A 349-nucleotide genomic window follows, 5' to 3' on the forward strand; every position below is an offset into this window, starting at 1 on the left:
GTGGCGGCTTGAAGTCGTTCGCTTCCGTCGAGGATCTGATGGCGGATCTGAATGCGGACGATTGAACAGACCAGCCGGTTCAAACGCGATTATAAACGCGAAGCCAAAGGCCCGCATCGTCAGACGCTGGCGAGCGATTTCANCCATCGAGGCGATGAAGGAAGCGCGCCGTGGCGGCTTGAAGTCGTTCGCTTCCGTCGAGGATCTGATGGCGGATCTGAATGCGGACGATTGAACAGCCCAGCCGGTTCAAACGCGATTATAAACGCGAAGCCAAAGGCCCGCATCGTCAGACGCTGGCGAGCGATTTCATTGCCGTCGTCACAGCCCTGGCGAATAACCAGCCTCT

General features: G+C 57.8%; 1 pseudogene. It reads left to right on the plus strand.

The features are described 5' to 3' along the window. Positions 1-139: 139 nt before the first annotated feature. Positions 140-235: pseudogene (locus AO268_RS33970) on the plus strand (type II toxin-antitoxin system RelB/DinJ family antitoxin); the annotation flags it as partial. Positions 236-349 lie beyond the last annotated feature (114 nt).

The sequence above is a fragment of the Pseudomonas sp. ICMP 8385 genome, from assembly GCF_002699915.1.
In the GTDB taxonomy this organism is placed as follows: Bacteria; Pseudomonadota; Gammaproteobacteria; order Pseudomonadales; family Pseudomonadaceae; genus Aquipseudomonas; species Aquipseudomonas gessardii.